We start from the raw sequence: 6,577 nt of genomic DNA on the forward strand, positions 1-6,577 counted from the left end.
GGGCCGCGGGGGCGCGCGCTCCAGGCGGCGCCGCCGCTCTCCGTGATCTCCGGTTCGGCGCCGAAGGCGAGGCGCACCGCCTGGGACAGGCCCCGCCGGGTGCCCCGTACCCGGTGCAGATCGGCCGCCGCCGCGACGGCGGCGCGCAGCAGCGGCTCGGATTCGGAGCCGTCGGTCTCGGCGCCCACCCAGGTGCCGAGCCACTGCGCGAAGTCGACGGGGGTGAGCGCGGGGTCGAAGTAGGTGTCCAGGCAGTCGAGTACGTTCAGGATCGGCGCGAGCACCTCGTCGAGCCCCGCCACGAACCGCTGGGCGAGGTCGTCGTCGGCGAAGACCGCCGGGAGTCTGGGGCCGAGGGGCGCGGAGGAGCCGAGGCCGTCGACGGATCCCCTCATCGCGGGCCTCCCGGATGTGCCGCGCCCGTCATGCCGCGCCTCCGAGCACCCGGACGCGGTGGTCGAAGGAGAACACCAGCGCGGGCGCCTCCAGGTCGATGCGGTCGGTCGGGTCGCCGCGCTTGCCGGTCAGCGGGTCGGCCGGGTGCAGGATGACCTCGTCGACCAGTTCCACCCCCGGCACCTGCTGCAGCACGGCGAAGACCTCGCCGGACTGGACCGGCCGCCCGAAGGGCCAGCCCTGGCCGTCCGCGCCGCCGGTGAGCGGGTCGAGGTGGCGGTAGAGGGCGTCCTGCGCCCCGCGGCGCACCCGGTCGGCGTCCACGCTGCGGAAGGCGTGCAGCGTGGCCACCACGGTGACGCCCTGGTAGTACGGCGGGCCCACGGCGAGCCGGGTGCCGATCAGCCGCCGCTCGTCGAGGTGCCGGGTGATGCGGTCGAGCAGCGCGTCGCCGGGGACGAGCTGCTCGAAGCGGAGCCGGCCGCCGGGGTCGGGCACCGCCTGCGGCACCACCAGGACGCGCACCGCGTGCGCCCCGTACTCGTTCTGGGCGCCCTCCAGGCAGGTGATACGGGCGGTCTCGGGCGCCGCCCGGCGGGCCAGCTCCTCGTAGTCGCGCAGGGTCACGGCGCGGTCCTGGGCGCGCAGCGTGATCGGGGCCCGGACCTTGGCCTCCTCGACCGTCTCCCCGTCGACCCCGCCCCGCGCGGCCTCCCGGTTGACGACCTCGGCGACGTACGGGATGGAGGTGCGCAGCACGCGGACGGCGCCGCGGGCCACGTTGCCGGCCCGGCCGCCGCCGGTGCGGTAGCGGCGGGCGCGGATGACCGCGCCCTTGGGGGCGACCATCCCGTACTGGCGCAGCGAGCCGTCGGGTTCGCGGACCGCGGGGCCGAAGGCGATCTCGCCGGTGGACGGGTCCAGGGTGATGTGCCGCTCGCCCGGACGGGAGTCGGCGAAGTGCGGGACGACCTGCCAGTCCTCCCAGCCGCCGTCCTCCGCGGTCTGCAGCAGCACCGGCGGGTCGTCGCCGACGACGGGCGTGTGGGCGAGCCGCAGCCGCTGGCCGGGCAGCCCGGTGGACTCGCCGAGCGCCTCGTCGTACACCGCCTCGGCGTGCACGGTGGGGGTGGTGCCGCCCACCGTGCAGGCCGCGGCGGAGCGCACGGTCGGCGAGGTGGTGTAGAAGGGCTGGTCGGCCAGCGGCTCGCTGACGCGGCAGCGCAGCCAGCCGGCCTCGTGGCCGCCGCTGCGGGAGAGCACATGGGTGCCGGGGATGTGCAGGACGACCTCACCGGGCCGGTTGAGGCCGCCGGTGCTGTCGCGGTGCACCTCGCACGGCTGCCATCCGTCCTCGCTCCACGCCTCCCAGGCGAGCGGCGGCTGCCGGGGGTCCACGCCGACGCCGTCCACCCGGCTGTCCAGTTCGAGGGCGACCGCGCAGTGCGGCACGGCGGCGGAGAGGCCGAACAGCAGGCAGTCGCCGGGGGCCGGGGCCTCCTGGAAGCACAGGACGTCGCTGCCCTCGGCGAGTTCGGTGGTCCGGTCGGTGACCGGCTCGTCCCGGTGCTGCACCACCAGATGCCGCAGGGTGCTGGAGACGATGCTCAGCTCGCGCTCGGCGGCGAAGACCACCGCGTCCTCGCGCTCGGTGCGCAGCGTGGCCACCTCGGCGCCGACCGGGACCGTCACGGCCTCCTCGCGCGGCGCGGACAGCCAGAACGTGACGTCGGTGCGGGCGGCGGCCGGCGGGAAGAGGGTGATGCCGACGAGGTCGAGGAAGGCCAGATGGTTCTTCTCCGGCACCCGGTTGAGGCGGTAGACGATCTGGTCGGCCATGTGCGCGACCGTCTCGACGAGGGTGATGCCGGGGTCGGAGACGTTGTGGTCGGTCCACTCCGGGGCGCGCTGCTGGATGTAGCGCTTGGCGTCGTCGACGAACTGCTGGAAGCGGCGGTCGTCGAGGTTGGGGGAGTGCAGGGTCATCAGCGGTCGCTTTCGGGCGGGCCGTCGGGGCCGCCGGACGTCTCCGGGGCCCCCGGCTCCTCGTGGGAGGGAATGACATAGAAGGGGAAGACGAGGCTGCGCGGGTTGTTGGTGCCGCGGATCTCGTAGCGGACGTCGATATAGAGCACGTTCCGGTCGTCGCCCGCTGTGACCTCCACGTCCCGCACCTCGATCCGCGGCTCCCAGCGGTCCAGGCTCAGATACACCTCGTGCTGGATACGGCCCGCCGTCTGCTCGTTGACCGGGGCGAACACCAGATCGTGGATGGCGCAGCCGTACTCCGGGCGCAGCGGCCGCTCGCCCGGCGCGGTGGCCAGCACCAGCCGGATGGCCTCCTCGATCTCGCGCTCCCCGCTGACCAGGGCGATGCCCCCGGTGGGTCCGATGCGCATCGGGAACGACCAGCCGGAGCCGACGAACTGCTCGGCCATCAGGGGCACCGTCCTTCCACCGGCCGGGCGCGGGACGCCTCATACGGATACGTGTTCGTGGTCGCGGTCGTGGTCGTGGTCGTGGTCGTGATGGTGGTCGTGATGGTGGTCGTCGTCACAGCGGAATCGGCTTCCCGTTGATGGTCACCACGCCGGTCAGCGGGATGTTGATCGCGTTCACGCCCACGCTGACGACGGAGGTGAGCTGGAGGGGCCCGCCCAGGGCGCGGAGACTGGCCGGTCCCGTCGCCTGCAGGTCGAGGGCGGACGCCTTGACGCTGAACGCGCCGGCGGGCGCGTTCACATTGACCGCGCTCCGGCTGCGGATGTCGACGATGCCGCCGCTCTTGATGGTCACCTTGCGCCGGGCGCTCAGTTCGAGCTCCGTGCCCGCCTCCACCGACACCGACTTTCCGCCCTTGATGCGGACCGCGCCCTCGCTGTCCACGGTGATCTCGGTCTCGGCGCGGTCCAGGTTGACGGTCAGCTTCTCGTCGCCGGTGGTGAGGCGCACGCCCTGCTTGCTGCCGCCGGTCGGCTGGCTGAGCAGGTCGAGGCGGTTGCCGGTGCGGTCGGCGAGGGTGTGCCGGCTGGCCTGGTTGCGGGCCCCGGTGTACAGCCGGGCGTCCTTGACCTCGCTGGGCTTGTCCCGGCCGTTGTAGAGCCCGCCGATCACGAACGGGTGGTCGAGCGCGCCCCGGTCGAAGGCCACCAGGACCTCGTCGCCGACGTCCATCGGGAAGATGCCGCCGCCTCGCTGGCCGCCGGGCTGCACGGACCGCGTCCAGTCGCTGACGTAGGTGTCGTCCAGCCACGGGAACTTCAGCTTGACCCACCCCCGCTGGTCCGGGTCGCTGGTGTCCACGTCCGTCACCACGGCGTTGGCCACGCTGGGCAGCCGGGGCACGGTGTCCGAGCCGCCGGAGGTGAGGCCGTACAGCGAGCGCCACTGGCGTCCGCTGACGGTGATCCAGGACTCGTAGCGCTGCCCGTTGCCGAACACATGGCGCACGGAGGTGGTGGTGTACTTGCCCTCGAACGGGTAGCCGACGTCGGCGAGCGCCACGGGAACGCCGGGGCGCAGCTCCGGGTTGCCGTGGACGACGAGCTCCAGTTCGGTGAACGACGAGGTGACCTCGTCCAGGAGGGCGCCGGCCGCGCGCTCGGCCTCGGCCACCTTGTCGTAGGGCGTCGCGGTCTGGACGAGCTTGGTCTTCTTGAAGGCGCCCGCGGCCTCGGCGGGAGTGGTGTCGATGGCGAAGCGCGGGTTGGCGGTGTCCCGGGAGGTGCCGACGACCTCCTCCGCGCGCTCGACGTCCCAGCCCCGCGTCTCCACCTCGCCGACCTGGTCGGCGGCGGTGACGGCGGTCCGCAGCCGCAGGATGTCCACCCGGGACTTCAGGATGAACGGGCTCCGGTCGGAGCCGGACTCCGGAGAGGGCGCGCCGGAAGCCGACTTGGGCGAGACGAAGTGGAACATGCCCAGCGCGTCGAGGGACATGACCATCTCGTTCTCCTCGGCGAGCCGGGCGATGAAGTCCCAGTCGGTGACGTTGGCCTGGCTGATGAACTCGTACTTCGCCCGCCCCTCGATCCGGCCCACAGGAACGCCCGCCAGCCCCGCCAGCTTGGTGACGATCGAGGACGCCGTCTCCCCGGTGTACGCGGCCACCCGGCGGCGGCGCAGAAGGCGGTGCCCGTAGTCGTACCCGCGGATGACGGTGAAGGAGCCGGTGCCGTCGTAGTCCGCCTCCAGCGCGGTGACCTCGCCGGTCAGCAGCGGCTTCCCGGCGCCCTGGCCGTCCGCCACCGGGGTGAGGACCACCTTCGAACCGAACGTGGCCCCCAGGCGCTTCAGAAGCTTCCGCTTCGGGTCCCGGAAGGTGAGCCGGAACGACGCGGGCACCCCGGCACCCTGGTCCACCCAGCCGTCGACGAGCATCGGGGCGAGCTTGGGCGGCAGCTCGGACCCGTTGATCTCCACTTTCAGGACGCTGGAGAACGCGGTCCGCGCCATCAGCGGCGCACCTCCGGCGCCGCGGGCAGCACCAGCTCGGCGCCCGCCGGCAGTCGGGACGGGTCGTCGATCCCGTTGGCCTCGGCGATCACCCGCCACACGGTGGCGTCGCCGTACTCGCGCCAGGCCAGCGACTGGAGCGAGTCACCGGCGACGACCCGGTGCACGCGCTGCGCGGTGGGCGCCCCCGAGGTCGGGTTCTGCCGCTCGGTGTCGCGGGGGATCTCGTTCAGCCGGATCTGGCAGTTGGCGCGGAGCGGGATGCCCGAGGTCCCGAACAGCGTGTACGAGGCGTCGACGGAGCTGACGTAGGCGGTGAACCGGGTCGTGGCGAACGACCCCCACTGGAACACCACCCACGGCGGCGACGGCTGATCGGCCGCTCTGCTCTTGGCGGTCACCTCGCAGCAGCCCATCAGCGCCTCCACCTTCTTCAGCACCGTGTTGCTGTCCGGCTCGCCGGAGGAGTCCAGGAAGATCTCCACCGTCATCTCGCGCGGCTCCGGCCCCATGAACTCCGGTGTCGCGCCGTCCCGTACGGCCGCGGTCGGGGTCACCTTCCACTGGGCGCGGCGGCCGAGGGACAGCTGCGTCGGATTGAAGTCGAGCTCGAACGTCTTCATGAGGGTCCCCGGGGTGGTGCTGATTCCCATGGGGGGCTCGTGGATGGCGAGCGTGGCGTGTACGAGACTCTTGCCTGCGCCTCTGCTCTGCGGCATGGGGACTCCTCGGCTCCTCTCTCCGGTCCGTCCTGACCCGTCAGTCCGTGAACCCGTGGTGCGCGATCTCCAGGACCTCCGTGGCCACGGCCGGATTGGCGGGGTCGAGCGTGGGGCCCTGCCAGCTGACGGGCAGCACGTCGATCAGCCCCCAGTGGGCGACCTCGGATCCGTCGGCGCGCAGAGCCACGATCTCGGCGGTGGGCCGCTTGATCCCGGTCTGCACGGAGGAGATCCACCGAGCGACCTTCGTGGTGTCCTCGGTGAGCGGGCGGGTCAGCCGGATGGTGGAGAACGTGACGCGGGTCGGGAGCTGCCAGACGAAGCCGTTGTTGCCGCCCTCCTGGCGGTGCTCGACCTCCACCTGGGACGACAGCCCCTCGCACCCGTTGAAGTAGCCGAGGCTCTCGCCGTCGATGGTGAGGGTGAACCAGATCGTGGAGCCCGGGTCCTTGGGGGGCATCGCGGGTGGGCCTTTCTGTCGTGTCCGTCGTATCAGCCGCGGTCGTCGCGGAGCCTGCCGATCCGCTCCCGGTCCATACGGAGCTCGGTGCGGATCAGCCGGGTGATGCGGCCGATCAACTGGTGCGCCAGCTCGTCGAGCTGGAAGTCGGTGAGGTACTTCGGGTCGAACGCGCCGGCCGGCACCCGGGTGTACCCGGGCGGGTGCTCTCCCCCGGACGACTGGCCGTTCGGGGACGGGGCCGGGGACTGCGCGGTGTTGCCGGGAGGGCTGTACGGCGGTGGCTGGTCCCCGCTCCCCTGACCCTGCTGCGGCCGGAAGCGGCTCAGGGAGGTGGAGACCGTGGCGGCGGCGTGCGCCGCGAGCGAGCCGACGGCCGAGGAGCCGGGGAGGCGCTGGACCGGCACCGTGCCCGCTTCGGCTGCGCTTGCGCTTGCGCTTGCTGAGCGCGTTGCGCCCCCCTGTTCGGACGTGCCGGAGCGAGGGAGTGCGGACGGTGGTGCCACCGGTGGCGCGGGGGGAGGGGAAGGAGAGTGGGCCACGG

The 6,577-nt window shown here is 72.7% G+C and carries 7 protein-coding genes; all 7 read right to left on the reverse strand.

The genetic code is table 11. From position 1 onward, the window contains the following. A partial coding sequence (locus G5C65_RS28620; RefSeq protein ID WP_165301939.1) for a phage tail protein occupies window positions 1-395 on the reverse strand: 395 nt, incomplete at its 3' end. A gap of 28 nt (window positions 396-423) precedes the next feature. Continuing rightward, window positions 424-2,382, reverse strand: a complete 1,959-nt coding sequence (locus G5C65_RS28625) for a putative baseplate assembly protein (RefSeq protein WP_165301940.1) — start codon at window positions 2,380-2,382, stop codon at window positions 424-426. Beyond that, window positions 2,382-2,834: a GPW/gp25 family protein gene (locus G5C65_RS28630; protein ID WP_165301941.1), complete on the reverse strand. Its 453-nt coding sequence runs from the start codon at window positions 2,832-2,834 to the stop codon at window positions 2,382-2,384. The genes G5C65_RS28625 and G5C65_RS28630 overlap by 1 nt, the downstream gene beginning before the upstream one ends. A gap of 115 nt (window positions 2,835-2,949) precedes the next feature. Beyond that, window positions 2,950-4,851, reverse strand: a complete 1,902-nt coding sequence (locus tag G5C65_RS28635; RefSeq protein WP_165301942.1) for a VgrG-related protein — start codon at window positions 4,849-4,851, stop codon at window positions 2,950-2,952. Then, a complete protein-coding gene (locus tag G5C65_RS28640; RefSeq protein WP_165301943.1) occupies window positions 4,851-5,570 on the reverse strand; it encodes a CIS tube protein in 720 nt (239 codons plus the stop codon). The genes G5C65_RS28635 and G5C65_RS28640 overlap by 1 nt, the downstream gene beginning before the upstream one ends. Window positions 5,571-5,610: 40 nt before the next feature. Beyond that, window positions 5,611-6,033: a phage tail protein gene (locus G5C65_RS28645; protein ID WP_165301944.1), complete on the reverse strand. Its 423-nt coding sequence runs from the start codon at window positions 6,031-6,033 to the stop codon at window positions 5,611-5,613. A 32-nt stretch (window positions 6,034-6,065) separates the two neighbouring features. Further along, window positions 6,066-6,440, reverse strand: coding sequence for a hypothetical protein (locus G5C65_RS28650; protein ID WP_165301938.1), 375 nt, complete (start codon window positions 6,438-6,440; stop codon window positions 6,066-6,068). Between the last annotated feature and the right edge of the window lie 137 nt (window positions 6,441-6,577).

Source organism: Streptomyces boncukensis (assembly GCF_011045075.1).
Classification (GTDB): Bacteria; Actinomycetota; Actinomycetes; order Streptomycetales; family Streptomycetaceae; genus Streptomyces; species Streptomyces boncukensis.

Coding starts and splice junctions, on each gene's coding strand:
- G5C65_RS28625 (WP_165301940.1), bottom strand. CDS start 2,382: ATGACCCTGCACTCCCCCAACCTCGACGACCGCCGCTTCCAGCAGTTC.
- G5C65_RS28630 (WP_165301941.1), bottom strand. CDS start 2,834: ATGGCCGAGCAGTTCGTCGGCTCCGGCTGGTCGTTCCCGATGCGCATC.
- G5C65_RS28635 (WP_165301942.1), bottom strand. CDS start 4,851: ATGGCGCGGACCGCGTTCTCCAGCGTCCTGAAAGTGGAGATCAACGGG.
- G5C65_RS28640 (WP_165301943.1), bottom strand. CDS start 5,570: ATGCCGCAGAGCAGAGGCGCAGGCAAGAGTCTCGTACACGCCACGCTC.
- G5C65_RS28645 (WP_165301944.1), bottom strand. CDS start 6,033: ATGCCCCCCAAGGACCCGGGCTCCACGATCTGGTTCACCCTCACCATC.